The following is a 24,269-nucleotide window of genomic DNA, read 5'->3' as shown; positions in this document are numbered from 1 at the left end:
GCGGCGCCCTCCCGGCGGTCTCGGTGGTCATCCCCTGCCGCGACTACGGCCACTATCTGCCGCACGCGGTGGAGAGTGTGCTGGCCCAGACCTGTCCGGACTGGGAGCTCGTCGTCGTCGATGACGGCAGCACCGATGACACCGCCGCGGTGGCCAGGTCGCTGATCGCCGACCACCCCGGGCGGCGCATCCGGCTGCTGGAGCAGGCGGGCGCCGGTGTCTCGGCCGCCCGTAACGCGGGCATCGCGGCCACCACCGGCCGCTACGTCCTGCCGCTGGACGCCGACGACGTGATCGCCCCCACCATGCTGGAGCGAACGGTCGCGGTCCTGGACGACAACCCGGACATCGCCATCGTCTCCACCGATGTCTCCGTCTTCACCGACGACGACCCGCGCGGGCAGGCGCTGGAGCTCCCCGCCTACGACCAGGACCTGCTGCTGCGGCGGCTGATCATGTTCTACTGCTCGCTCTACCGCCGCGAGGTGTGGCAGGAGGTGGGCGGTTACGCCGAGGGCATGCGCACCGGGGAGGACTGGGACTTCTGGATCGCCTGTGCCGAGCGCGGCTTCACGGCCCATCACCTCCACGAGCCGCTGTTCGGCGCGCGCAACAAGGACGACGGCCTGCATGTGGAGGCGGCCGAGAACGACCTGGCCGTCCGGGCCAGGATCGTGGCCAACCACCCCGGGATGTTCAAGCCGGTCACCCGGGCCTGGGCGCAGGCCCTGCTCGCCCAGGACGAGCGGGAATGCCAGGCCGACGACCGGGTGCCCGACGACATCCTCACCCGGGCCGCCGACATGGACCAGTTCCTGCGGGTGGTCATGTCGCTCCAGCGCACCGCGCGTTTGCAGCATCGCCACATCCGGCGGCTGGAGGCGGCGCTGGCCGGACGGAGTGGTGGGGCTCCCGTCCCCGGGAACCCCACCACGGTGCCCTGAAGCGGCCTCGGGTAAGGCCGCTCAGCCGCTATTCGAAGAGTTCCGCATACGAGCCCATGGCGAGCGCGATGTCGGCCTGGGCCCAGAAGCGGTGGTACGTGAAGCTCGGCACCGCGCCGCCCTTCAGGTACGCCTCGACCTTGGACCAGGCCGGGTCGGATCTGTAGAAGGAGCGGATCGACAGGAAGGTCGAGTCGGCGTCGATCTTGTCGCCGTTGGGCATGGTGCCGGTCCAGCCGCTGGGGACGTAGACCGGGTCGTCGAAGCGGTTGTAGTCGGCGCGGGACTCGGGGACCGCGATGCCCAGCGCGTCCTGGTGGTGGTTCCACATGCCGTCGAGGAGCGCCTTGGCGGTGTTCTTGGCGGCGGTGTGGCCCGACTTGGCGGCGTAGTAGGACAGCGTCTTGGCGTACGCGGCGGCCACGCCCACGTCGTTGGTGTAGTCGGTGACGGTGACGTGCAGGCCGGTGTTGGCGCCGGGGCTGGACGCGTTCCAGGTGTCGGGCTGGCCGGACCACTGGAGGTTGGACGGGAACTGGTAGGTGCCGTCGGGGTTGATGGTGGTCTTGGACAGCGCCCAGGTGACCCACTTGTCGAGGACGGCCTTGGCCGAGGCGTCACCGGTGCGGTTGTAGTACTCGGCGACGCGCTCCATGGACCACGCCTGGAAGCCGAACCACTGGTTGGACGGCGGGTCGTGGTAGACGGGCTTCTCGTCGTAGTACATGCCGTAGAAGGTGGATTTCCCGGCGGGCGGGGTGGCGTAGCGGCCCTGCCAGCTGTTGGTGGCGCCACCCGCGATGGCGCCCTCGCTGGACTGGAGCCACCGGTAGAACTCCAGCTGCCGCTTGAGGCTGGTGGACCAGTCGCTCGCGCCGGTGGCGGACTTGGGCTTGAGGTCGGCGTATGCGCTCAGTGCCCAGGCAGCCATGGGGTTCTGGTAGCCGCCGTGGGCGTGGGAGGAGCCGATGCGCCAGGCCCAGCCGGAGGAGGTGTCGGTGGCGCCGCCCCAGGCGTAGTACCAGGAGAGCAGATAGCTGGAGCTGTTCTTGCCGCTGCCCGCCGGGCAGGTGGTCTCGCCGACGCAGTTGCCGACCTTCTTGAAGTACTTGTCGTACATCGCGTAGCGCAGGTAGTCGCCCATCTTGGCGGCCTTGGCGATGTTCGCGGAGATCTGGCCGCCCTTGCCCTGCGCCTTGGCCCACTCCGAGGCCCAGTAGGCGGCCTGGACGACCCGGGCGTCGGCGTCGGGGGCGTTGGTGAACTTCCACTGCTTGGAGTAGGAGGCGTCGCCGGTGAACAGGTCCAGATAGCCGTTCTTGCCGCCGTACTTGAAGCCGTCACAGGTCGGCTGGGTCACGGTCTCCCAGACGGACTCCTGCGGGCCGCGCTGGAAGGTGTTGACGTAGGACGGACCGGTGTCGGACGGGCCCGCCTCGCACTTGCCGGGCGCGTTGCCGTAGCCGTACGCGTTGTCGACGTCCTGGATCCAGTGCATGCCGTAGATGTCGTCGGTGCCGTACGCGCTCTTCAGCTCGGCCGCGATGGGGTCCTGGCCCACCGGCACGTTGCCGTCGAGCTTCGACGGGTACTGCGAGGGCTGGTCCCACTCGGGTGCGTAGGTGGCGGGCTTGGAGGCGTTGTAGAAGCTGTTCGAGGGCTGGTCGGCGCGGGTGGGGATCATGTACTTCTCCATGATGTCCCACGCCGAGTTGAACTTGGTCCAGTCGCCGGTGACCTTGCCGTACATCGCCTGGAGCCAGATCAGATAGCTGTACGCCTCGGACGTCGTCTCATGGCCGTGGTCGGGGGCCTCGACGATCAGGGTCTCCACGGAGTGGTACGGGATGCCCTCGGGCGAGAAGTAGCCCGCCGAGGGGGCGGTGATCTTGTTGTACAGCTCCAGGAAGCGGGCGTCGTACGTCGTGGCGGCGGCCAGCTGGGTGACGGTGACCTCGGCCTTGGTGTGACCGGTGGCGGTCGCGGTGAAGGTCGCGGTGCCGGTGCCGGAGTTGGCGGCGGCAACCGTCACCTGCTGGGCGGTGTTCCAGTTGGCGGGGGTGAAGGTGAGGCTGCCGCCCGAGGAGACGGTCAGGCCCGTATTGCCGGAGGTGCGGGCCACCGTGACCGTGACGTTGGCGGACGGCTGGGTGGACAGGCGGAGGCCGAAGGTGCCGGTCTTGCCCTGCTCGACGCCGAGCTGGGTGGGGCTCGCGACCAGCGCCGGACCGGCCGCGACATGGATGCCGACGGGGGTGGACTCCGCGGCGGCGCCCTGGCTGTCGTAGGCCTTGGCGTACAGCGAGAAGTCGCCCGCCGGGACGTCGGTGTAGTCGAAGCCGTACGGGGAGGTGGTGTCGGTGCCCAGGAGCTTGGTGTCGCTGTAGAACTCCACCTTGGTGACGGTCGCGCCGTCCGCGGCCGCGGCGGTGGCCGCCATCGGGACGGTGCCGCCCGCGCTGTAGACGGCCCCCGGGGAGGGGCTGGTCAGGACGGTGATCGGCGGCTGGTGGGCGCCGCGGCAGGTGACGCCGTTGACGGCGAAGGCGGTGGGCGCGGCGTTGGTGCCGCTGTAGCTGAACTGGGCGCCGGTGGTGACGTTGCCACCGGCCGCGATGTTCGCGTTGTGGGCGGCGTTCTTGACCGTGACGGTCTTGCCGGACTGCGACCAGGTGCCGTTCCAGCCGTTGCCGAGCTTCTGGTTGCCCGCGTAGTCGTAGGTCAGGGTCCAGCCGTTGATGGCCTCGGTGCCGGGGTTGGAGATCGTGAGATCGGCGGTGAAGCCGGAGCCCCAGTCGTTGGTCTTGTAGTCGACGTTGCACTGCACGGCGCGGGTGTCGGCATGGGCGGGGGCGGCGCCACCGGCGGCGGTCATGGCCACGGGCAGCGAGAGGGCTGCGGCCAGCGCGGTCACCAGCCGTCTCATCCGCCGACGCGCTCCTGACAAGGGTGAGCCTCGCTGTACGCGCATGGGGGTCCTCCACGCGGGTTCGGAAATGAGGGGGGAGTGCGAACCAGTGGGAGCGCTCCCAAGCGTCCGTTCCATCTGAAGAAGTGTCAAGTCTTTGAACAGGATGGGCCGGTCGAACGTCTTCGACCGATAAATCTGTGAACGCCTCTGTTGACATGTACGCCACTGGCGCTACGGTCAGCTCAACCAGTGGGAGCGGTTCCAGCAGTCAGCGCCGCACGGGACGGCGCGTGGACCCCAGGAGTCGCTCCATGCGAGCACCACCGCGCCTTTACGCCTTGGCGGCCACCGCGTCGCTCACCCTGGCGGGCACCGCGGGTACTGCCGCCGCGGTCGGCACCTCCGCCGCGCCCCGGGCGGCCGCGGCCTGCACCGTGGCGTACACCGCCGCCGGCCAGTGGGACAATGGCTTCCAGGGCAACGTCACCATCACCAACAACGGAGCCGCGCTCGACCGCTGGACCCTCACCTTCGACTTCTCCGCCGGACAGAAGGTGACCCAGGGGTGGAACGCCACCTGGTCGCAGTCCGGGACGACGGTGACCGCGCTCAACGCCTCCTGGAACGGCAAGATCGCGACGGGCGGCAGCGTCAGCGCCGGGTTCACCGCCTCCTGGTCCGGGTCCAACCCCGTCCCCTCCGCATTCAAGCTCAACGGCGTGGCGTGCGACGGCGGCTCCGGCCCGACGGACCCGACCGACCCCACCGATCCCCCGCCGGGCCAGGGCGGCACCCCGCCGAAGCTGCGCGTCTCGGGCAACAGCCTCGTGGACGAGAACGGGGCCACCCGGCGGCTGCTGGGCGTCAACCGCTCGGGCGGCGAGTTCATGTGCGTCCAGGGGCGCGGCATCTTCGACGGACCGGTGGACGACGCGTCCGTCAAGGCCATCGCCGGATGGAAGGCGAACGCGGTCCGCGTCCCCCTCAACGAGGAGTGCTGGCTCGGTCTGTCGCACATCGACTCCGCTTACCGCGGCGCCACCTACATCAACGCGGTCAAGGAGTTCGTGGCCCGGCTGGAGGCCAACGGCCTCACCCCGATCCTCGAACTCCACTGGAGTCACGGTCAATACACCGGCGGCGATGCCCACTGCCCGGGCACCGAGTACGCCACCTGTCAGAAGCCGGTGCCGAACGCCCAGTACACCCCGGCGTTCTGGTCCTCGGTCGCGCAGACCTTCAAGGGCGACCAGGCCGTGGTCTTCGACCTGTTCAACGAGCCGTTCCCGGACCGCGCCACCTCGGACCCGACGGCGGCGTGGACGTGCTGGCGGGACGGCGGCAGCTGCCCCGGCATCGACTACCCGGTGGCCGGGATGCAGAGCCTGGTCACCGCGATACGGGCCACCGGCGCCCGGAACGTGATCCTGCTGGGCGGCCTCGCCTACTCCAACGACATGCGCCAGTGGCTGGCGTACAAGCCGAGCGATCCGGCGGGCAACCTCGCCGCCGCCTGGCACACGTACAACTTCAACACCTGCTCCAGCGAGAGTTGCTTCAACGAACAGCTGGCCCCGGTGATCGCCCACGTGCCGTTCGTGGCGGGCGAGATCGGCGAGAACACCTGCTCGCACGGCTACATCGACCGCGTCATGGCCTGGCTGGACGCCAAGCGCGCCTCGTACCTCGGCTGGACCTGGAACACCTGGGACTGCTCCTCAGGCCCCTCCCTCATCAGCGATTTCAACGGCACACCGACCGCCTTCGGCATCGGACTCCGCGATCACCTGAAAGGACTGTCATGAGCCGCATCACCTCACCTCCCCCACCCTCCCGCACGCCAGGCACCCGTACCCGCGCGGCCGCGCTGGCGGGCGGCGCGCTGCTGGCCGCCACCGCCCTGACCGTCGGCTCGCTCGCGGGCACCGCGTCGGCGCAGGCCGACGGGGCCGCCAAGGCCGCCGCGAAGGTCGACAACCCGTACGCGGGCGCCAAGGTGTACGTCAACCCGGAGTGGTCCGCCAACGCCGCTGCCGAGCCCGGCGGCTCCAAGGTCTCCAACCAGCCCACCGGTATCTGGCTGGACCGGATCGCCGCAATCAACGGAGCGGGCGGCAAGATGGGGCTGCGCGCCCACCTCGACCGTGCCCTGTCGCAGTCGGGCGGCTCGCCGACGGTGGTCCAGCTCGTCATCTACGACCTGCCCGGCCGTGACTGCTCGGCGCTCGCGTCCAACGGCGAACTCGGCCCGACCGAGATCGACAAGTACAAGACGCAGTTCATCGACCCGATCGCGTCGATCCTGGGCGAGTCGAAATACGCCAACTCCAACCTGCGGATCGTGACCACCGTCGAGATCGACTCGCTGCCCAACCTGGTCACCAACACCGGCGGCAGCGCGACCGCCACGCCGCAGTGCGACACCATGAAGGCCAACGGCAACTATGTGAAGGGCGTCGGCTACGCCCTCAACAAGCTGGGCGCCGTCGGCAACGTCTACAACTACGTGGACGCCGGCCACCACGGCTGGATCGGCTGGGACAGCAATTTCAACCCCACCGCCCAGATCATCAAGCAGGCCGCGACCGCCGAGGGCAGCACGGTCGACAAGGTGAGCGGAATCATTGTCAACACCGCCAACTACAGCGCCCTGAAGGAAAACAACTTCACCATCAACGACACCGTCAACGGGACCACGGTCCGCCAGTCCAAGTGGGTGGACTGGAACCGCTACGTCGACGAGCTGTCCTTCGCCCAGGGATTCCGTCAGGAGCTGGTGAACGTCGGCTTCCCGTCGAACGTCGGCGCGCTCATCGACACCTCCCGCAACGGCTGGGGCGGCTCCGCCCGCCCGTCCGGCCCCGGCGCCACGACCAGCGTGGACACGTACGTCAACGGCGGCCGCTACGACCGCCGGATCCACATCGGCAACTGGTGCAACCAGTCCGGGGCCGGGCTCGGTGAGCGGCCCAAGGCAGCGCCCGCGGCCGGGATCGACGCGTACGTGTGGATGAAGCCGCCGGGCGAGTCCGACGGCGCCAGCTCCCAGATCCCCAACGACGAGGGCAAGGGCTTCGACCTGATGTGCGACCCGACGTACACGGGCAACGCGCGCAACGGCTACAACATGTCGGGCGCGCTCCCGAACGCGCCGCTGTCGGGCCACTGGTTCTCGGCCCAGTTCCAGCAGCTGCTGAGGAACGCCTACCCGGCGCTGTAAGAGGCCGTCCCCCGGCGGGGCCGGTGGACCGCAGCCAGCGGTCCACCGGCCCTTTCGTGCTCAGGACGACTCGCGGCGTGCTCAGGACGACTCGCGCCGCACCAGCTGGGTCGGCAGCACCAGCTGGGGGCGCTTGGAGGGGCGTTCCGAGGGGCCTTCGATCTCCTCCAGCAGCACCCGCACCATCGCCCGGCCCATCTCCTCGGTCGCCTGCCGGACGCTGGTGAGCGGCGGGTCCATGTGGCGCGCGACGGCGGAGTCCTCGAAGCCGACCATCGCGACATCCTCCGGGACCCGCCGCCCGGACTCGCGCAGCACCTGGCGGGCGCCCGCGGCCATCACGTCCGAGGCCGCGAAGACCGCGTCGAGGTGGGGCCGTTGCTCCAGCAGCTGCCGCATCGCGCGGCGGCCGCCCTCCTCGGTGAAGTCGGCGGACGCCATCAGCTCCGGTTCCGGCTCCCGGCCCGCCGCCCGGACCGCGGCGCGGTAGCCGTCCAGGCGGCACTGGGCGACGTACATGTCCAGCGGGCCGGTGATGGTGGCGACGGTGGTGCGGCCGCGCCCGATGAGGTGCTCCACGGCGGACTGCGCGCCGCCGGTGTTGTCCGAGTCGACGTACGGCACCGACTCGTGCGCCGAGCGGCGCCCGCTGAGCACCGCGGGCATCTCCAGTCGCTCCAGCAGGTCCGGAAGCGGGTCGTCCGCGTGGACGGACACCAGCAGCACGCCGTCGACCCGGTGCGCGGAGAGGTACTCGGCGAAGCGCTGCCGCTCCTTGGGGGTGCGGATGAGCGTCAGCAGCAGCTGGAGATCGGTGTCGGCCAGCTCGGCGCCCACGCCGCGGATGATGTCCGAGAAGTACGGCTCGGCGAAGAGCCGGGTCTCGGGCTCGGGTATGACGAGCGCGACCGCGTCGGCCCGGTTGGCGGCCAGCGCGCGGGCCACCCGGTTGGGCACGTAGCCGAGTTCGGCGACGGCCTGCTCGACGGCCGTACGGGTGCGGTCGCTGACCCTCGGCGAGCCATTGATCACCCGGGAGACGGTGCCGCGGCCGACGCCGGCGCGGGCCGCGACCTCCTCGAGGGTGGGCCTGCCGCGCCCCGCACCATGCCGCCGGGTTCCTGCCATCTCGCGCCTCCAGCCTCCGTACCCAGCAGATCCACCCCATCTGGGCGGCTGCGGTGGACATTCAACAGCAGTGTGGTTTCCGGAAGTTGTTCCGCTCTGTCCCTTGACACCCCAGCGGGGAGCCGCAACCCTTCAACACATCAACCTGGGAGCGCTCCCACAGTACCTGAGTCATACACAACCCGCACGCTGCCCGCCCGTGCCGATGCATCTCAAAGTCCCATGGATTCCCCCTTTTTGGCCGGGAGCGGTACGTCAGGGCGCTAGGAGGACGGAATGCGCAGGACCACTGGTACGTACCGCAGCAGAGCGGTGGCCCTCGCGGCCATCGCCGCGTTAGGGGCCGGACTGCTCAGCGGCTGCGCCGACGACGGCGACAGCGACACCAACAAGTCCGGCGGTGGCGGCGAGGGCGGCAGCGGCAAGACGAAGATCATCATGGGCCTCTTCGGCACCATGGGCTTCAAGGAGGCCGGGCTCTACGACGAGTACATGAAGCTCCACCCGGACATCAAGATCGAGCAGACGGTCATCGAGCGCAACGAGAACTACTACCCGCAGCTGCTCAACCACCTGAGCACGGGCAGCGGTCTCGCCGACGTCCAGGGCATCGAAGTCGCCAACATCGCCGAGGTCGTCCAGACCCAGGCGGACAAGTTCGTTGATCTTTCGAAGACAGCGGGCGTCAAGAAAGAGAACTGGCTCGACTGGAAATGGCCGCAGGGCGTCACCAAGGACGGCAAGGCGATCGGTCTCGCCACCGACATCGGCCCGATGGCGATCTGCTACCGCAAGGACCTGTTCCAGAAGGCCGGGCTGCCCACCGACCGTGAGAAGGTCGCCCAGCTCTGGGCCGGGGACTGGAACAAGTACCTGGACGCGGGCAAGGAGTACATGAAGAAGGCCCCCAGCGGCACGGCCTTCGTCGACTCGGCGGGCGGCGTCTTCAACGCGGTGGTCGCGGGCAACGCGGAGCGCTACTACAACAAGAGCGGCAAGATCATCTACAAGGACAGCCCGGCCGTGAAGGACGCCTGGAAGATCGCGACCGAGGCGGCCACCGGGAAGGTGACGGCCAAGCTCCAGCAGTTCCAGAAGACCTGGGACCAGGGCTTCGCCAACGGGCAGTTCGCCACCGTCTCCTGCCCGCCGTGGATGCTCGGCTACATCCAGGAGAAGGCCGGGGACAAGGCGAAGGACCAGTGGGACGTCGCCGCCGCGCCCAAGCCCGGCAACTGGGGCGGCACCTTCCTCGGCGTGCCGCAGGCGGGCAAGAACAAGGAGGAGGCGGCCAAGCTCGTCGCCTGGCTGACCGCGCCCGAGCAGCAGGCCAAGCTGTTCAAGGAGCGCGGAAGCTGGCCGAGCGCCCAGGCGTCGTACTCGCTGCCCGATGTGAAGGACGCCAAGCACCCCTACTTCGCGAACGCGCCCATCGGCTCCATCTTCGCCGAGGCCGCCAAGGGCATCCCGGTCCAGGTGCTGGGCCCGAAGGACCAGATCATCAACCAGAACCTCGTGGACATCGGCATCCTCCAGGTCGACCAGCAGGGCAAGTCCCCTGAGGCGGGCTGGAAGGCCGCGACCAAGACGATCGACAACGCGCTGGACCAGTGACCCGGATGTCCACCACCTCCGGTACTGCCGCGCCCCCCGCAGGGCAGGGGGGCGCGGCCCCGCGCCGCGCCGCCCCGGCGGCGCCCCTCGACCCCAGGGAGCAGCGGCGGCGCACCTGGCGCTCCCGCCGCCACCACTGGGACGTGAAGTGGAGCCCGTACGCCTTCGTCGCCCCGTTCTTCCTCTTCTTCGCCGCCTTCGGACTCTTCCCGCTGCTGTACACGGGCTGGTCCGCGCTGCACCGCGTGGAGCTGACCGACCCCACCCACATGGAGTGGGTCGGGATGCGGAACTTCTCCCGGCTGTGGGAGGACGAGTTCTTCTGGAACGCGCTCCAGAACACGTTCACCATCGGACTGATCTCCACCGTGCCGCAGCTGCTGATGGCCCTCGGGCTGGCGCATCTGCTCAACTACAAGCTGCGCGGCTCGATGTTCTTCCGGGTCGCCGTCCTCACCCCGTACGCCACGTCGGTGGCCGCCGCGACGCTGGTGTTCGTGCTGCTCTTCGGGCGCGACTACGGAATGATCAACTGGGCGCTCGGCTCGATCGGCATCGACAGGATCGACTGGCAGAACGGCACCTGGACCTCCCAGTTCGCCGTCTCCACCATCGTCATCTGGCGCTGGACCGGCTACAACGCGCTGATCTACCTGGCCGCCATGCAGGCCGTGCCGCACGATCTGTACGAGTCGGCGTCGCTCGACGGGGCCTCCCGCTGGCAGCAGTTCATCCATGTCACGATCCCCTCGCTGCGCCCCACGATCCTGTTCACCGTCGTGGTGTCCACGATCGGGGCGACCCAGCTCTTCGGCGAGCCCCTGCTGTTCAACGGCAGCGCGGGCGCGACCGGCGGGGGCGACCACCAGTTCCAGACGCTGGGCCTGTACCTGTACGAGCAGGGCTGGGTGAACCTCCATCTCGGCCGGGCCTCGGCCATCGCCTGGACCATGTTCCTGATCCTGCTGCTGATCGCCGCGGCCAACTGGCTGTTCCAGCGACGGCTGCGGAAGAGCCAGTGAGGGAGACGAGGGACCACCATGACCGCCACCGTGTCTTCCCGGCCGGCGTCCGCACCGCCCGCACCGCCCCCGGCCGGGCGGAAGGGCCGTAACCGCGCGGGCAGGCAGCTGCACGGCGGGAAGATCACCTACGCCGTGCTGATCCTGTTCACCATCGGCTCGCTCTTCCCGCTGGTGTGGACCGCCATCGCCGCCTCCCGCACCAACACCCGGCTCGCCGAGACCCCGCCGCCGTTCTGGTTCGGCGGGAACCTGTTCCACAACCTCGATGTGGCGTGGAACGACGCCAACATGGGCGAGGCGCTGCTGAACACGACCGTGGTGGCCGGGACCATCTCGGTCGGAACCGTGCTGTTCTCCACCATCGCCGGGTTCGCCTTCGCCAAGCTGCGCTTCCGCTTCAAGAACCTGCTGCTGATGCTCACCATCGGGACGATGATGGTGCCGCCCCAGCTCAGCGTGGTACCGCTGTACATGATGGTCGCCAAGCTGGAGTGGACCGACCAGCTCCAGGCCGTCATCCTGCCGACGCTGGTGACCGCCTTCGGGGTGTTCTTCATGCGGCAGTACCTCACCCAGGCGCTGCCGACGGAGCTGATCGAGGCGGCCCGGGTGGACGGCGCCAGCAGTCTGCGCATCATCTGGCACATCGTCTTCCCGGCGGCCCGCCCGGCCATGGCCGTGCTGGGGATGCTCACCTTCGTCCAGGCGTGGAACGACTTCTTCTGGCCGATCATCGCACTCACCCAGACCGGCAACCCCACCGTCCAGGTCGCGCTGAACGGACTGGGCCGCGGCTATGTCCCCGACCAGTCGGTGATCATGGCGGGGGCACTGCTCGGCACCCTGCCGCTGCTGATCGCGTTCGTGCTCTTCGGCAAGCAGATCGTGGGAGGCATCATGCAGGGCGCGGTCAAGGGCTGAGCCACCCGCCCGCGCCGTCCGCACGGCCCGCACCGCCCTCGCCTCCCTCTCCCCCGTCCCTCCCCACACCCTCACCTCGAATGGGAGCGCTTCCATGACCCTTTCCTTCCCGCCCGGATTCCTGTGGGGCGCGGCCGCCGCGGCCTACCAGATCGAGGGCGCCGCGCAGGAGGACGGCCGCACCCCGTCCATCTGGGACACCTTCAGCCACACCCCCGGCAAGGTGCTCGGCGGCGACACCGGCGATGTGGCGGTCGACCACTACCACCGCTTCCGCGAGGACATCCGGCTCATGGCCGACCTCAACCTGGCGGCATACCGCTTCTCCGTCTCCTGGTCACGCGTCCAGCCCACCGGCCGCGGGCCCGCGGTGCAGCGCGGGCTGGACTTCTACCGCGGCCTGGTGGACGAGCTGCTGTCCGCCGGGATCCAGCCGGTGCTGACCCTGTACCACTGGGACCTCCCCCAGGAGCTGGAAAACACAGGAGGCTGGCCGGAACGCGAGACGGCCGAGCGGTTCGCCGAGTACGCCGGGATCGTCGCGGAGGCGCTGGGCGACCGCGTCGAGTACTGGACCACCCTCAACGAGCCGTGGTGCAGCGCCTTCCTCGGCTACGGCTCCGGGGTGCACGCCCCGGGTCGCACCGAGCGGCTCGCCCCGCTGCGCGCCGCCCACCACCTCAACCTGGCCCACGGCCTCGGCGCGCAGGCGCTGCGGGCCGTCCTCCCGGCCCGCGCCCAGATCGCCATCAGCCTCAACCCGGCCGTGATCCGCCCGCTCACCCAGGACCCCGCGGACCTGGACGCTCAGCGCCGTATCGACGCGCTGGCCAACCGGGTGTTCAGCGGGCCGCTGCTGCGCGGCGCGTATCCGAGCGACCTCATCGAGGACACGGCGGCTATCACCGACTGGTCCTTCGTCCGCGATGGCGACCTGGCCGTCATCAAGCACCCCCTCGACGCGCTCGGCATCAACTACTACACGCCCTCATTGGTATCAGCCGCCACCGACAACGGGGACCGGCCCGCCCGCCACGACGGCCACGGCGCCAGCGCCCACTCCCCCTGGCCGGGCTCCGAACGGGTCGCGTTCCACCAGACGCCGGGCGACCGCACCGAGATGGGCTGGACCGTCGACCCGACCGGACTGTACGAGCTGCTGATGCGCTACACCCGTGAGGCGCCGGGCGTGCCGCTCTACATCACCGAGAACGGCGCCGCGTACGACGACAAACCGGACGCGGACGGCAAGGTCCACGACCCGGAGCGGATCGAGTACCTGCGCGCCCACCTGGCCACCGCCCACCGGGCCATCGCGGACGGCGCCGATCTGCGCGGCTACTTCCTGTGGTCGCTGATGGACAACTTCGAATGGGCGTACGGGTACAGCAAGCGCTTCGGCGCGGTCTACGTCGACTACCCCACCCAGGCCCGCGTCCCCAAGTCCAGCGCCCGCTGGTACGCGGAGGTCGCCCGCACCGGAGAGCTGCCGGAGGCGTAGCCGCTCCGGACGCGACAAAGACCGCGGCTCCGCCCAGCCTGGGGGGGGTGGGCGGAGCCGCTCCCTCCCCCGAATGGATTACGGCGTGGGCCACACGCCCGGCCGACGGGGCGGACGGCGGAATGTGCTGGTAAATGCATGAGATATGAGCAAAGCAAAGGGCGAGGCACTTGCCGGGTGGTTCGACGGGCGGGTCGGCCTCTTCAAGATGGCCAAGGCCAATCTGCGGAAGGTCTTCCCCGACCACTGGTCCTTCCTGATCGGTGAGATCGCCCTGTACACGTTCGTCATCATCATTCTGACGGGCGTCTATCTCACCTTGTTCTTCGAGCCCGCGATGAACGAGGTGGTCTACCACGGCCGCTACGAGCCGCTCAATGGCATCCGCATGTCCCAGGCGTTCGAGTCCACCATGGACATCAGCTTCGACGTACGCGGCGGCCTGCTCATGCGGCAGATCCACCACTGGGCGGCCGTGCTCTTCATCGCGAGCATGATCGCCCATATGATGCGCACGTTCTTCAACGGCGTCTTCCGCAAGCCGCGCGAAATCAACTGGCTCTCCGGCGCCGGACTGCTGATTCTCGGCATGTTCGACGGCTTCATGGGCTATTCGCTCCCCGACGACCTGCTGTCCGGCACCGGGCTGCGCTTCATGGAGGGCGCGATGCTGTCGGTTCCGATCGTCGGCACGTATCTGTCGTTCTTCTTCTTCGGCGGAGAGTTCCCCGGGACGATCGTCATCTCCCGGCTCTTCACCCTCCACGTCCTGCTCATCCCCGGTATCATGCTCGGCCTGCTGGCCCTCCATATGATTCTGCTCGTCTATCACAAGCACACCCATGAGCCCGGGCCCGGCAAGAAGAACATGAATATCGTGGGTCCCCCGCTGTGGCCGGTCTATGTCGCCAAATCCGGCGGGTTCTTCTTCCTCGTCTTCGGCGTCACCACCCTGATGGCGGGCATCGCCCAGATCAATCCGATCTGGATGTACGGCCCCTACCGGCCCGACCAGGTCTCCACCGACGCCCAGCCCGACTGGTACATGGGCTACTCCGAGGGGCTGATCCGGCTGATGCCGGGCTGGGAGATCAACCTGTGGGGCCACACCCTGGTCCTCGGCGTCTTCATCCCCCTGGTGGTCTTCCCGATGGTGCTGCTCGCCATCTGGCTCTATCCGTTCCTCGAAGCCTGGATCACCGGCGACAAGCGCGAACACCACCTCAACCAGCGCCCGCGCAACGCCCCCACCCGCACCGCCTTCGGCGCCGCCTGGATCGCCCTGTACACGGTCCTGCTGATCGGCGGCGGCAACGACCTCTTCGCGACCCACTTCCATCTGTCGATCAACGCGATCACCTGGGCCGGACGGATCGGCTTCTTCGTGGTGCCGCTCGTGGTGTTCGCCATCACCCGACGGGTCTGTCTCGGGTTGCAGCGGCGCGACCGGGACAAGGTGCTGCACGGCCGCGAGACCGGCATCATCCAGCGGCTGCCGCACGGCGAGTACATCGAGGTGCACGAGCCGCTGTCACCGGGCGAGCGGTACACGCTGACGGCCTACGAGCAGTACGAGCCCCTGGAGCTGCCACCGGCCGTGGACGGGGCCGGGGTCGAACGGAAGCTGACCCGCAAGGAGCGGCTGCGGGCGCGGCTGTCCCAGTTCTACTTCGGCGACGGCGGCCAGATCGCCAAGCCGACGGCCGAGGAGTACCGGGAGCACCAGGAGAGCCCCCACCACTAGAGCCCTTCCGCAGAGCCCTTCCGCAGAGCCCTTTCGCAGGGCCCTTCGGCGGGTCAGCCCCGGTAGCCGCCCAGCGCCTTGGTGAACGCGAGCGCGCCCTGCTCGACCGAGCTACAGATCGCCGACGCCGTGGCCTGGGTGCCGCCCGCGCACTGTTTGTCGCGGGTGGCGGACCACATCGACAGCTTGCCCAGCCCCTTGGTCCGGGCGAACCGCACCAGCTCCGTGGCGTCGTCAACCGTGAATATCTCGTTCTTGACGTCGTTGACGCCGATCATCGGGGTGACGCCGACGGTCTTCCACGCCGCCGCGTCGCCCAGCCCGAGGGCACGCTTGAGCTGCTTCTGCGTCGCGGTGGCCGCGTCGATCGCGTACCGGCCCATGTCGCCGTCGAAGGAGCTGCCGTAGTCCATGGCCATGATGTTGACGGCGGAGACCTTCACCCCGTTCTTCCGGGCGTCGGCGACCAGTTCGGCGCCGTCGCGGGTGAGGCCGGTGGGCATCACGGGCAGGGTGAACGAGACGTCCAGACCGGGCTTCTGCTTCTGGAGCGCGGCGATGGCCTGCGCACGGCGGGTGCTCGCCGCGGCGTTCTCCAGCGCCTTGCCCTCGATGTCGAAGTCGACCTTGGTGAGCTTGAACCGGTCCACGACCTGGCTGTACGCCGCGGTCAGCTGGTCCACCGAGGAGCAGGCCAGTGCGAGTTCGGACCCGGCCTGACCGCCGAAGGACACCCGTATGTCCCCGCCCTCCGCGCGCAGCGCCTCCGTCTGCCGGGCCACCTTGTCGGCGCCGAGCCCGGTCCTGCCACCCCACTTGGGGGTGCAGCCGCCGCCGGGGGAGACGAAGCCGAGGGTGAACTCCTTGACGCCGGTCTTCTTCGCGGTGCCCACCATGTCGTAGGGGGCGTGGAGCGAGGTGTCGATGTACGGGGCGAAGCGCGCGTTCGCGACCTCCCCCGCCCCGTTCCCCGGCTGCTTCCCCGGTGCCGTCCCCGGCGTCGTGCCTGGCGTCGTGCCCGGTGTCGTCCCTGGCGCGGTGCCCGGCCCGGTCCCCGGTCCGGTGCCCGCGCCCAAGTCCGGTGCCGTTCCCGCCGTGTCCCCGCCGTCGTCCGTCGCGCTGCTCAGCGCGAACGCCGCCCCGCCCGCCACGAGAACGGCGGCGGTGGCTCCCATCGCCATCGTGCTCCGGCTCATGGTGCGGCGGCGGTACCTGCGGCTCGTCACGTGTGCCTGCCCTGCATACGGAAGTGGGGGTCGTCGTACGCGCGCCACGGTAACGGCCGGGTATCGGCACTCACGAAAAGATCTTCACAAGACGCACAGTTTTCCTGACCCGCTTGAACAACCGGGAGGCACAACTGAGGCCCGGTCAGTCGAAGACGGCCGCCGGAGGCGCCGGGGACCGCGTGGCGGTCGCGTCGGTGGCCGGGACCGCGCCACCGGTGAAGTCCGCCAGCGCGCGGCCGTGTTCGACCCGGGCGGGGTGCGGATCCCCGGCGGCGCGGCGGGTCAGCTCGGCCACCGGCAGCTCGTGGTCGGCGGCCAGCAGGACGGCGTTGCCGAAGCGGCGGCCGCGCAGCACGGCGGGGTCGGCGGTCAGGCACACCTCGGCGAACGCGGCGCGGGCGGTGGCGATCTGGGCGCGCAGATGGGCCAGCGGCGGGCCGTCCGCGACGTTCGCCGCGTACAGTCCGCCGGGGCGCAGCACCCGGCGGACCTCGGCCAGGAACTCCAGGCTGGTCAGGTGCGCGGGGGTGCGGGCCCCGCTGAAGACGTCCGCGATGACCAGATCGGCCCACCCCTCGGGCACCTTGGCGAGCCCGGCCCGGGCGTCGGTGCCCCGCACCCGTATCCGGTCGCCGGGGTCGAGCGGCAGCTCGCGCCGTACGAACTGGACGAGCGCGGCGTCGATCTCGACGATCTGCTGGGTGGAGCGGGGCCGGGTCGCCGCGATGTAGCGGGCCAGGGTGAAGGCGCCGCCGCCCAGATGGACGGCGTGCAGCGGGCGCCCCGGCGGGGCGGCGAGATCGGCGGCGTGGCCGAGCCGCCGCTGATACTCGAAGTCGAGGTGGGCGGGGTCGTCCAGGTCCACGTGGGACTGCGGTTTGCCGTCCAGCAGCAGCGTCCAGCCGCGCGGGCGGTCGCGGTCCGGCACCAGCTCGGCGAGGCCCCCGTCGACGGGTGCGGTGATCGGCTCGGGGGTGCGCCCCCGGCCTGCCGCGCGCCCGCGCGCCGCCGCTCGCTTCTTCGTGCCTTTCGCCATGTGCCCCAGTATGAGCCGGGCCACCGACAGCCGGTCCGCCGGTCCGCCGGCCAGGGCCCATGCCGACCAGGGGTACTCCGGCCCGGGGCTGCTCCGGCCAGCTCTACTGACAGCGGTCGACGGCCTCGATGGTGCGGGCCGCCTCACCGAGCGCGGCGCGCAGCTCCGCGGGGTCGGTGGCGCCGCTGTACGCGGCGTCCGGCGGCACCAGCCAGTGGGTGGCGCCCTGACCCGGGGCGCCGCCGTCGCTTATCCGCATGCCGCGCCCGGCCGTCTGGGTGCAGTCGCTGCCCGGCATGTCCCAGCCGTCCGCGGTGCCGGGGGGCACCAGGAAGCCGAGGGTGTCGCAGGCGTTGTCGTGCATCACGGGGCCGAGGCCGTCGCAGCCGCGGCGCAGGATGTCCACCGCCTCCAGCCCCTGGCGGGCGGGCACGGTGACCAGATCGCAGTCCTGGCGCTGGTGATGTTGGGCAGTCGTCCGCGAGCGGCTGATATCCACTCCGGCCTCCCTCTTCATCGGGTTGCACAGGGTTCAACGCTCGGCAGTGTCAACGGCTACGGCCGAATGCCGCCGTAAAGGATGGCAGTTCATGGCAGATCGCGGGCGTTTCGTCTTTATTGCCGGGAATATCCGAATGGCGAGAACGTCGCAACCGGTACGGTTCTCCCCCGCCGACACGGCGGCACCGTGCAGCACCGTAGGGAGGGTCACATGAGGCCGCTTCCGGAATCCCCGTCATCCCCTTCATCTTCATCCTCGTCACTGCGGCCGAACACCGCGTTCCGGCTGTTACGCGGGCAGCTCTCACCGGCCGAGTTCGCGGCGTCCGTACGGCGCGCGGCCCGCGAGATCGGCGAACAGGTCTCCTGCGACGCGCGCTACATCGGCCGTGTCGAGTCGGGGGCGATCCGCTGCCCCAACTACGCCTACGAGCGGGTCTTCCGCCATATGTTCCCCGGCCGCGCCCTCACCGACCTGGGGTTCACCCCCCGCGAGGCGGTCCGGGGCCGCCCGGTCGGGCCCGCCGCCGTCCCGGCGCCCCGCCCGGAACCGCTGCCCGGCCCGGAACCGGTATCCCGCCCGGAGCCACTGCCCCGGCCGGAGCCGGAGCGCCGCGCCCCGGCCGACATCGACGTCTTCGAGGAGAGCGAACTGCTACGGCGCGCGTTCATGGCCGGTGGAGCGGCGGCCGCCGCCGACGCCGTGCGGACCTCCCGGCGGGCCGGGCAGGCCGAGGCGGCCGCCGTGGAGGAGGCCGTGCGCCGGATCCGGCTGCTGGACGACCGGCACGGCGCGGACAGCCTCTACATCCACACCGCGCGCCCGCTGAGCGCCGCGTACGCGCTGCTCGACGCGGGCGGCTACGGCCGGTCCGTCGTGGAGCGGCTGTACGCGGGCGCGGGCGAACTGGCCATCTCGGTGGGCTGGCTCGCCCACGACTCAGGACGGCTCACCGACGCCCGCTCGCACTACGCGGAGGCGCTCGCCACCGCACGCGTCACGGGCGATCCCGCCCTGGAGGCCCACGCGTTCTGCAACACCGCCTTCCTCGCCCGCGACGCCGGGCGCCCGCGCGAGGCCGTACGCGCCGCCCAGGCCGCGCAGCGGGCCGCGCGGCGGCTGGCGTCGCCCCGGCTGCTGTCGCTCATCGCGCTGCGCGAGGCGGGCGGCCGGGCCTGGCTGGCGGACCGCAGCGGCTGCGAACGGGCCCTGCTGCGCGCCCAGACGCTCTTCGGCCGCGGCCCCTGCGACGACGACCCGGAGTGGATGACCTTCTTCGGCGAGGCCGAACTGGAGGGGCTGGAGGCGCAGTGCTGGTCGGCCCTGGGCGACTGGGGGCGCGCGGCGGAGCACGCGCGCCGCGCGGTCTCCCTCCAGAAGCCCCACTTCACGCGCAACATCGCCCTGTTCACCACCGAGTTGGCGAGCGACCTGGTCGCGGACGGCGAGCCGGAGGCGGCCGCCGCGGCGGCGGACCGCGCCCTGGGCCTGCTGAACCAGGTCACGTCCTCCCGGATCCGCCGCATGCTGGAGGACACCGCCCGGCTGCTGCGCCCGCACGGCCGCAACGCGTCGGTCGCGGACTTCCTCGCCCGCTATCAGCAGGCCGTTCGCGAGAGCCCGGTCTGACGGTGCCCTCCCACGTCCTCCCGTCCGTGACCGGAGGTCAGGCCAGGTGCCCGGTGTCGTTCCAGCGCTCGATGGCCGGTTCGCCGTACGCCCATCCCAGGATCGACAGGGACGTGGGGTCGAGGCGTATGCGGGCCGCGAAGGAGGCGTCGTAGCCGAGCCAGCGGGCCCCCAGGGTGCGCAGGATGTGGCCGTGCGCGAAGACCAGCACATCGCGGTCGGCGGAGCGCGCCCACTCCACCACCGCGTCCGCCCGGGCCGTGATCGCGGCCAGGGACTCGCCCTCCGGGACGCCGTCGCGCCAGATGAGCCAGCCGGGGCGGGTCGCCTTGATCTCGTCCGGGGTCATCCCCTCGTAGGCGCCGTAGTCCCACTCCAGCAGGGCGTCCCACTCGCTCGCCCGGTCGCCGAAGCCCGCGAGTTCGCAGGTCTCCCCGGCGCGTACGAGCGGACTGGTGCGCACCTCGACGTCCGGCAGGCCCGCCCACGGGGACTGGTGCAGCCGCTCGCCGAGCAGTTTGGCGCCGCGCCGCCCCTCGTCCAGCAGCGGGATGTCCGTACGGCCGGTGTGCTTGCCCAGGAGCGACCACTGCGTCTGTCCGTGCCGGGCCAGGAGGATGCGTGGTGCCATGGGGGTCGCCTTTCACCGGAAACGTGCCTGCCGCGCGCCCCGTGCGCCGTGACACGTGACCGCCCGCGGATACCTGCGCTCTACGCGCCCAGGGGAACAGATCTCTGTCCGTCCGTTGTCCAACCATCATCGCGCACGTGATCGAGAGGCAACCTCGGGGGGACTCCCGGCGTCTTCCTCCTCGCGCGGTCGTCAGCCGTGGGACCCCGGGGGCGGTGCGGGGGCCGCCTCGACTACACCGTACGGTTGATCGCGCGCCATGTCGTGGCCGCCTGATTTTTGACTGGGAGAGCGTCCGGATGCCCCATACCGTGCCCCGTGCCGGAGTGTCACTGGGCAGTCGGCCCCGTTGGTGGACCGAGCTGCCGCTGATCGCGGTGGTGTACCTCGCGTACGCGGGCGGTCGGCTTCTGGGCCAAGGCGATGTGACCACGGCCGTCAACCACGGCCTGGGAATCCTCCGTTTCGAGCGGCGGTTCAACATCGATTTCGAGTCACCGCTCAACGACCTGTTCACCCGCCACGCCTGGATAGGCATACCGGCCGACTTCGTGTACGCGTCGCTGCACTACGCGGCCACCCCGGCGGTGCTGGTGTGGCTGTGGAAGCGCGGCCGGAACGCGGACTACCGCTTCGCCCGCACCTGGCTGCTGATCACGACGATGATCGGCCTGATCGGCTTCGTCGTGGTGCCGACCTGCCCGCCGCGGCTGCTGGAGGCGGGCCAGGGCTTCGTCGACACGATGGCCCAGTACAGCTCGTACGGCTGGTGGGGCGGTGACGCGAGCGCGCCGCGCGGCATGGGCGGACTCACCAACCAGTACGCGGCGATGCCGAGCCTCCATGTGGGCTGGGCGCTGTGGTGCGGGATAGCGCTGTGGTGGCAGGGGCGCTCGGTGTGGTCGAAGATCATCGCCGTGGTCTATCCGCTGGTCATCACCCTCGTGGTGATGGGCACCGCGAACCACTACTTCCTCGACGCGGCCGCCGGTGCCGCCGCCGTCGGGGCCGGAGCGCTGCTGACCCGGCCCGCGCTGCGGCTTGCGAGCGCCGTCCGCGAGCGCTTCGCCCCGGCCCGCGCCGCCACCGCGACCCGTACCGCCGACGCCTCCGCCGAGGCGGGCGCCGCCGGAATCACCGCCGGAGAGCCCGCCGAACCTGCGGGTGCGGCCACGAATGTCAGTGACAAGTGCGAGACTTCGGCCCGTGAACGGGAACGGATCCCCCGACAGCAGGGCAGGGGCGCGGACAGGCAACGTACGGATGGCGGCGACGGCGGCGGACGGGAAGCCGGTGCCGGTGCCGGACGCGGCCGGGGGACCGGCGCGGGCGGAAGCTCCGCGGCAGCCGGCGACGGCGCTCCGGCAACAGCTCGCTGAGCTGCGCGGCCCGTCCGCCGTTCCGCATCCGATGGACGCCCGCGCGCTGGCCGCGCTGGCGTCCAACCCCGGCTGCCGCCGCCGCGCGCTGCTCGACGGCGCCGGGGTCGACAAGGGCGCCCTCGCGCGGGCGCTCGGAGCACCCGCGCCCTTCGGCCAGTCCCAGTTCGCCCACCAGCGCGGCAACACCTTCGAGGCCCGGGTCAAGGCCGACCGCGGCGCACTGCTCACGCGGCTGCTGCACGAGCGGCTGGCCGACGGTTCGGACCCGCCCGACCCGGACACCACCGCGGCCCCCGACCTGACCGCGGCCGGTCCCCAGGGGCGCACGGCCCGTACGGCGCTGGCGCTGCGGGAAGCCACCGCGGCGGGGCAGTGGGCGCTGCTCGACCATCCGATGGTGAGCCTGGACGTCGCGGGCTCCCCCGCCTTCCTGGAGCCGGACGCGGTCGTGGTGCACCCGGACGGCTCCTGGACCGTCATCGAGATCAAGTCCTTCCCCATGGTGGACGGCGCCGCCGACCCGGCCAAGGTCGGCGCGGCGGCCCGGCAGTCGGCCGTCTACGCCCTGGCCCTCGAGCGGATCGCGGCCCACCTCGGGGAGGTCACGGAGGGCCCGGAGGGCAAGGAGGACGGCGTCGCGGCCCGGGTGCGGCACCAGGTGCTGCTCGTCTGCCCCAAGGACTTCTCCAACCTGCCCACCGCCGAACTCGTCGACGTGCGCAAGCAGCTCGCCGTGACCCGGCGGCAGCTGGGCCGCCTCACCCGGATCGAGGAGATCGCCGCCGCCCTCCCCGAGGGCACCACCTTCGACCTGCGGCTCGCCGAGGACGGCCGGACCCCGACCCGGCCCGTCGAGGAGCTGACCGCCGCCGTCGAGACGGTGGACGCGGCGTACGCGCCGGAGTGCCTGTCCACCTGCGAACTGGCCCTCCACTGCCGGGCGCGGGCCCGGGAGGCGGGCGCCGTCGAGTCGCTGGGGCGCGGCGTCCGGGGCGAGCTGGGCGGGCTCACCACGGTCGAGGCGGTGCTCGCGGCCGCCCTGGAGTCCGGCGGTGCGGAGCCCACCGGCGACCCGGCCGTGGACACCCTGCGGCGCGCGGCGGCCCTGCGCGCCGAGGCCCTCGCCACCGCCGCGCGGTCTGCGGAGGCGGTATGTCGCTGATCACCACGCTGGCCCGGATGGAGGCCGTCCGGGAGGGCCGGGCACGGCCGGTCGCCACGGTGCGGCACCGTCATCTCTCGCAGCGGCCGCTGGCGTTCGTGCCGCTGACCACCGCGGGCGAGACGGGCGCGCCGCTCGGAGCCCTGGTGGGCACCGACCGGGACGCGCCGCGGCTGCTGGTCGTGGCGCAGCCGCGCAACCGTGATCTGCGGTTCGCGTTCCTCGCCGAGCTGGCGGAGGAGATGCTTCCGTACCTGGAGGGGTACGCGGACGACGTCGAGCTGGAGGAGCGCAAGGAGACCGACCCGGAGACCGGGAAGAAGGTGCCGGTCCAGGTCGAGCTGTGCGCGGACGCGCCGCAGCTGCTGGTGCCCAGCGGTGCGGGCGTGGCGTTCGTCCGGCTGCTGGGGCGGTCGATGCGGTTCCGGCGCACCGCCGAGCAGGACCCGGAGACGCCGTTCCCGGCGCCCGCGCGCGTACCGCTCCTCGGCCGGTGGCTCACGCACTACGGGGAGCGGTCCCGGGTGCCCGGCTCCTCGCTGCTGCTGTCGCTGACCGAGCTGCTGGGGCGGCACTGGGCGACCGGGCAGAGCAACCTGGAGGACCAGCACCTGGGGTCGCTGCTGGCCTGGATCGACCCGCCGGAGGGCGTCCCGGGCGCGGAGGCGGCGCTGCACACCGAGACGGCGCGGGACGGGGACGGACAGCTGCTGTACCCGCCCGCGGGACCCGCCACCGACCCGGCGTTCGACAACAAGCTGCTGGCCCCGGCGATGTCCCGGTACGACGCGGCGCGCTCCGAGGTGACCGGCGGCGTGGCGAGCGGGGAGGCGCGGCTGCGGGCGGCCGAGGCGGAGTTGCGCGAGCTGATCGCGTCCCAGCTGCGGCCCACCTGGGACGCGCTGTGGCGGGGTGTGGACCTGCTGCGGGACCTGCCGGAGGGGGCGCGGGTTGCGGACCGCTGGAAGCGGGACCGCTGGTCGTACACGGCCCACCGGGACCGGATCCGGGCCGGTGAGCCGCCCCAGCCGAAGCGGGACGACGCGGTGACGGCGGCGCAGAAGCTCGCGGCGCGGGAGACGGCGCAGGCCCAGCTGGACGCCCAGGAGGCGCTGGACGATCCGCTGGTCATGGCCGGGCGGCGGCTGTCCGGGGAGGCGTTCGCGGGCGAGGTCACCGAGGTGGAGATGGCCTGGTCGGAGGCGAAGGTGCCGCGGCCGAGGCCGCTGGTCACGGTGCGCACCGAGGACCGTCCGCATCTGGCCGAGCGGGTCAAGCTGTACCGGGTGATGGACGACGGCCGGACGCAGACCGCGGAGTTCGCCGGGGAGCCCGAGGAGCCTGAGGATTCCGGGGAGCCCGCGGAATCCAGGGAGCCTTCGGAGCCTGTGGAGGCCGGGGCGCCCGGAAGGGCCTCCGCCGCGTTCGTCGTCCGGCTGACCGGTGGGATGGGCCGGGGCAAGGAGCCGGAGCCGGGTTCGGTGCCCGAGCCGGGCGACCGGGTGTGCTGGACGCTGTTCGAGCACGCACCCCGGGGTGGGCCCGAGCTGCCCGACCCCGAGAGCACCCCGTGGACCCACGGCGGCCCGCCGGACCCGGCCGCGCAGGACGCCGACCCCGTGACCGAGGAGGACTATCTTTGACCCCTCCCCCAGCTGACAGCAGGGGGATTCCTGGCTCACGTCGCCTG

Annotated in this window: 18 protein-coding genes; 12 read left to right on the top strand and 6 right to left on the bottom strand. The window is 71.1% G+C overall.

Annotation, left to right across the window (positions count from 1 at the left end; all coding sequences use genetic code 11):
* Positions 1-23 precede the first annotated feature (23 nt).
* Positions 24-944 (top strand): glycosyltransferase family A protein, encoded by a 921-nt coding sequence (locus LCH29_RS15310; protein ID WP_446462284.1) that lies wholly within the window; start codon positions 24-26, stop codon positions 942-944.
* Between the two features lie 28 nt (positions 945-972).
* Here LCH29_RS15310 and LCH29_RS15305 read toward each other — a convergent pair whose 3' ends face one another.
* Positions 973-3,870, bottom strand: coding sequence for a glycoside hydrolase family 48 protein (locus tag LCH29_RS15305; protein ID WP_446462283.1), 2,898 nt, complete (start codon positions 3,868-3,870; stop codon positions 973-975).
* A gap of 296 nt (positions 3,871-4,166) precedes the next feature.
* Here LCH29_RS15305 and LCH29_RS15300 point away from each other — a divergent pair, with 296 nt between their 5' ends.
* Together LCH29_RS15300 and LCH29_RS15295 are read left to right on the top strand one after the other, a co-directional pair.
* On the top strand, positions 4,167-5,660 hold the full coding sequence (locus tag LCH29_RS15300; protein ID WP_446462282.1) for a cellulose binding domain-containing protein: 1,494 nt from the start codon (positions 4,167-4,169) through the stop codon (positions 5,658-5,660).
* A complete protein-coding gene (locus LCH29_RS15295; RefSeq protein ID WP_446462281.1) occupies positions 5,657-7,075 on the top strand; it encodes a glycoside hydrolase family 6 protein in 1,419 nt (472 codons plus the stop codon). Before LCH29_RS15300 ends, LCH29_RS15295 begins: the two co-directional genes overlap by 4 nt.
* Before the next feature lie 81 nt (positions 7,076-7,156).
* Here the strand turns inward: LCH29_RS15295 and LCH29_RS15290 are convergent, their stop codons facing one another.
* The gene (locus LCH29_RS15290; protein WP_446462280.1) at positions 7,157-8,203 is read right to left on the bottom strand and encodes a LacI family DNA-binding transcriptional regulator; all 1,047 of its coding nucleotides are present in this window, start codon (positions 8,201-8,203) and stop codon (positions 7,157-7,159) included.
* Positions 8,204-8,479: 276 nt separating this feature from the next.
* On the opposite strand from LCH29_RS15290, the gene LCH29_RS15285 reads away from it, so the two are divergent.
* The 5 genes from LCH29_RS15285 (at position 8,480) to qcrB (ending at position 15,008) form a co-directional block, all read left to right on the top strand.
* Positions 8,480-9,817, top strand: coding sequence for an ABC transporter substrate-binding protein (locus tag LCH29_RS15285; RefSeq protein ID WP_446462279.1), 1,338 nt, complete (start codon positions 8,480-8,482; stop codon positions 9,815-9,817).
* Between the two features lie 5 nt (positions 9,818-9,822).
* Positions 9,823-10,839, top strand: coding sequence for a carbohydrate ABC transporter permease (locus LCH29_RS15280; RefSeq protein WP_446462278.1), 1,017 nt, complete (start codon positions 9,823-9,825; stop codon positions 10,837-10,839).
* Between the two features lie 18 nt (positions 10,840-10,857).
* Positions 10,858-11,763: a carbohydrate ABC transporter permease gene (locus LCH29_RS15275; protein ID WP_446462277.1), complete on the top strand. Its 906-nt coding sequence runs from the start codon at positions 10,858-10,860 to the stop codon at positions 11,761-11,763.
* 94 nt (positions 11,764-11,857) lie between these two features.
* Positions 11,858-13,264 carry a GH1 family beta-glucosidase gene (locus LCH29_RS15270; RefSeq protein WP_446462276.1) on the top strand — a complete coding sequence of 469 codons (1,407 nt, stop codon included), beginning with the start codon at positions 11,858-11,860 and terminating at the stop codon, positions 13,262-13,264.
* Between the two features lie 145 nt (positions 13,265-13,409).
* A complete protein-coding gene (gene qcrB / locus LCH29_RS15265; RefSeq protein WP_446462275.1) occupies positions 13,410-15,008 on the top strand; it encodes a cytochrome bc1 complex cytochrome b subunit in 1,599 nt (532 codons plus the stop codon).
* Between the two features lie 53 nt (positions 15,009-15,061).
* On the opposite strand, the gene LCH29_RS15260 is transcribed toward qcrB, so the two are convergent.
* From LCH29_RS15260 to LCH29_RS15250, 3 genes are all read right to left on the bottom strand, one after another.
* Positions 15,062-16,234, bottom strand: coding sequence for a chitinase (locus tag LCH29_RS15260; RefSeq protein ID WP_446462274.1), 1,173 nt, complete (start codon positions 16,232-16,234; stop codon positions 15,062-15,064).
* A 145-nt stretch (positions 16,235-16,379) separates the two neighbouring features.
* Positions 16,380-17,273 carry a spermidine synthase gene (locus LCH29_RS15255; protein ID WP_446462273.1) on the bottom strand — a complete coding sequence of 298 codons (894 nt, stop codon included), beginning with the start codon at positions 17,271-17,273 and terminating at the stop codon, positions 16,380-16,382.
* Positions 17,274-17,376: 103 nt separating this feature from the next.
* Positions 17,377-17,790: a hypothetical protein gene (locus tag LCH29_RS15250; RefSeq protein ID WP_425473052.1), complete on the bottom strand. Its 414-nt coding sequence runs from the start codon at positions 17,788-17,790 to the stop codon at positions 17,377-17,379.
* A 195-nt stretch (positions 17,791-17,985) separates the two neighbouring features.
* Between LCH29_RS15250 and LCH29_RS15245 the strand changes: the two genes are divergently transcribed.
* Entirely contained in the window at positions 17,986-19,404 is a 1,419-nt protein-coding gene (locus LCH29_RS15245; RefSeq protein WP_446462272.1) for a tetratricopeptide repeat protein, read from the top strand.
* A gap of 37 nt (positions 19,405-19,441) precedes the next feature.
* On the opposite strand, the gene LCH29_RS15240 is transcribed toward LCH29_RS15245, so the two are convergent.
* Complete coding sequence (locus tag LCH29_RS15240) at positions 19,442-20,035, bottom strand: histidine phosphatase family protein (RefSeq protein ID WP_446462271.1); 594 nt, start codon at positions 20,033-20,035, stop codon at positions 19,442-19,444.
* A 299-nt stretch (positions 20,036-20,334) separates the two neighbouring features.
* Between LCH29_RS15240 and LCH29_RS15235 the strand changes: the two genes are divergently transcribed.
* The 3 genes from LCH29_RS15235 to LCH29_RS15225 are packed head-to-tail and all read left to right on the top strand — an operon-like array spanning position 20,335 to position 24,222.
* Complete coding sequence (locus LCH29_RS15235) at positions 20,335-21,414, top strand: phosphatase PAP2 family protein (RefSeq protein WP_446462270.1); 1,080 nt, start codon at positions 20,335-20,337, stop codon at positions 21,412-21,414.
* The gene (locus LCH29_RS15230; protein ID WP_446462269.1) at positions 21,299-22,579 is read left to right on the top strand and encodes a hypothetical protein; all 1,281 of its coding nucleotides are present in this window, start codon (positions 21,299-21,301) and stop codon (positions 22,577-22,579) included. The genes LCH29_RS15235 and LCH29_RS15230 overlap by 116 nt, the downstream gene beginning before the upstream one ends.
* Entirely contained in the window at positions 22,570-24,222 is a 1,653-nt protein-coding gene (locus tag LCH29_RS15225; RefSeq protein ID WP_446462268.1) for a hypothetical protein, read from the top strand. The genes LCH29_RS15230 and LCH29_RS15225 overlap by 10 nt, the downstream gene beginning before the upstream one ends.
* Positions 24,223-24,269 lie beyond the last annotated feature (47 nt).

This window comes from Streptomyces sp. BRA346 (assembly GCF_052851135.1).
This window is presented reverse-complemented; position numbering and strand designations above follow the sequence as displayed.

Bases quoted from the DNA above. Each gene is read 5' to 3' on its own strand.
- LCH29_RS15245 (WP_446462272.1), top strand. From the start codon at position 17,986: ATGAGGCCGCTTCCGGAATCCCCGTCATCCCCTTCATCTTCATCCTCG.
- LCH29_RS15250 (WP_425473052.1), bottom strand. From the start codon at position 17,790: ATGAAGAGGGAGGCCGGAGTGGATATCAGCCGCTCGCGGACGACTGCC.
- LCH29_RS15235 (WP_446462270.1), top strand. From the start codon at position 20,335: ATGCCCCATACCGTGCCCCGTGCCGGAGTGTCACTGGGCAGTCGGCCC.
- LCH29_RS15270 (WP_446462276.1), top strand. From the start codon at position 11,858: ATGACCCTTTCCTTCCCGCCCGGATTCCTGTGGGGCGCGGCCGCCGCG.
- LCH29_RS15240 (WP_446462271.1), bottom strand. From the start codon at position 20,035: ATGGCACCACGCATCCTCCTGGCCCGGCACGGACAGACGCAGTGGTCG.
- LCH29_RS15290 (WP_446462280.1), bottom strand. From the start codon at position 8,203: ATGGCAGGAACCCGGCGGCATGGTGCGGGGCGCGGCAGGCCCACCCTC.
- LCH29_RS15305 (WP_446462283.1), bottom strand. From the start codon at position 3,870: ATGAGACGGCTGGTGACCGCGCTGGCCGCAGCCCTCTCGCTGCCCGTG.
- LCH29_RS15300 (WP_446462282.1), top strand. From the start codon at position 4,167: ATGCGAGCACCACCGCGCCTTTACGCCTTGGCGGCCACCGCGTCGCTC.
- LCH29_RS15285 (WP_446462279.1), top strand. From the start codon at position 8,480: ATGCGCAGGACCACTGGTACGTACCGCAGCAGAGCGGTGGCCCTCGCG.
- LCH29_RS15230 (WP_446462269.1), top strand. From the start codon at position 21,299: ATGGCGGCGACGGCGGCGGACGGGAAGCCGGTGCCGGTGCCGGACGCG.
- LCH29_RS15255 (WP_446462273.1), bottom strand. From the start codon at position 17,273: ATGGCGAAAGGCACGAAGAAGCGAGCGGCGGCGCGCGGGCGCGCGGCA.
- LCH29_RS15280 (WP_446462278.1), top strand. From the start codon at position 9,823: ATGTCCACCACCTCCGGTACTGCCGCGCCCCCCGCAGGGCAGGGGGGC.
- LCH29_RS15295 (WP_446462281.1), top strand. From the start codon at position 5,657: ATGAGCCGCATCACCTCACCTCCCCCACCCTCCCGCACGCCAGGCACC.
- LCH29_RS15275 (WP_446462277.1), top strand. From the start codon at position 10,858: ATGACCGCCACCGTGTCTTCCCGGCCGGCGTCCGCACCGCCCGCACCG.
- LCH29_RS15225 (WP_446462268.1), top strand. From the start codon at position 22,570: ATGTCGCTGATCACCACGCTGGCCCGGATGGAGGCCGTCCGGGAGGGC.
- qcrB (WP_446462275.1), top strand. From the start codon at position 13,410: ATGAGCAAAGCAAAGGGCGAGGCACTTGCCGGGTGGTTCGACGGGCGG.